This window comes from Candidatus Chloroploca asiatica (genome assembly GCF_002532075.1).
GTDB lineage: Bacteria > Chloroflexota > Chloroflexia > Chloroflexales > Chloroflexaceae > Chloroploca > Chloroploca asiatica.
Map to the genome: position 1 here is coordinate 1 of NZ_LYXE01000042.1, position 1,099 is coordinate 1,099.

At 67.1% G+C, this 1,099-nt stretch carries 2 protein-coding genes; both read left to right on the top strand.

All coding sequences use genetic code 11. The annotated features are described in order from the left end of the window. Window positions 1-146: 146 nt before the first annotated feature. On the top strand, window positions 147-329 hold the full coding sequence (locus A9Q02_RS03865; RefSeq protein WP_097651047.1) for a hypothetical protein: 183 nt from the start codon (window positions 147-149) through the stop codon (window positions 327-329). After that, a complete protein-coding gene (locus tag A9Q02_RS03870; protein WP_097651048.1) occupies window positions 326-748 on the top strand; it encodes a hypothetical protein in 423 nt (140 codons plus the stop codon). Before A9Q02_RS03865 ends, A9Q02_RS03870 begins: the two co-directional genes overlap by 4 nt. The last annotated feature ends 351 nt before the right edge of the window (window positions 749-1,099 follow it).

Here is a 1,099-nt window from a genome sequence, read left to right on the forward strand (position 1 = left end):
CAACGATCCTCTCGTACCGCCCTGCATGCAACGGTTTTTTGGGAGCATGGTGTCCAAAGGTAGTCTAGCACATAGGGCAAGTCATCCTCATCCTGGGCGACCGCCCGCCGCTTGCCGCCCTGCGGGCGGCCTGCCATCGGCTGCCTGTGATCGAGGTACCTGATCCACCGTACCCCGCGTTACCCGACGCCTTCCGCCCCGCCGGACTGCCCGTGGTCAACGTCGGCCAGGCCATCGCCTGGCTCCCCGGAGGGCAGACGGTCTGGCGTGGTCTGCCCCTGCTCGTCGAACCCGCGCCGCAGCAGAACGACGCAGAGGAGGGCCAGTGATAAGCGCGTTGTTCCCGAGCACCCAGGGCCGTGCGTCCTCACGAGGGTCGGCGGATGACGACCTGCAGGAGGTCGCCCATTTGATGCCACCTTTTGTGCCGACACAGCACCGTGCCGCAGCGCCGTCGCGCATCTCACCGCCGAACGACCCAGCAGAGGCTACAACGATCATAATCATGGCCCGCTGCCCCAACACGCAGGGCGGAGCCTCGGTGTGCATCCCGCCCCGACGTGAGGAAGCGGAGGCCAACGCGATGCGGCGGCGTTGCCCCCATGCCCACCCCAGTGCCTCGGCGTACCAGCCGTCGCCTGACGACCAGCAGGAGGCCGAAGCAATCATGGCGCGTTCCCCGCGCCCCCAACGCTGCGCCTCGACGCACGGGCCACGAGGTGACGACCATAAGGAGACCACCGTATGAGGCCGTCTTTCGCCAACACCCACCCCAGTGTCTCGCCGCACCAGCCGTCGCCTGACGCCGAGGAGAACGCCACCCCATGATGCCGCGTTCCCCCAGCAGTACGCAGGGCGGGGCGTCCTCGCCGTCGCGGGTGCCGCCGCGTACGCAAAGCCCGCGTTGGCACGGCAATCCGTACGAGCGCCCGCCGACCGACGCGGAATTGGCGAAGGCGCGGCGTCGCCAGCGCTCGCTCATGCGCTTCGGCGGGGTGGTGGTGCTGCTGCTTGTGTACGGGTGATCAACGATAATTAGAATTGCCGGTGGTGATCTTTAGAATTGCCGATCCCATCTGCCTCCGCGATGACCTACCAT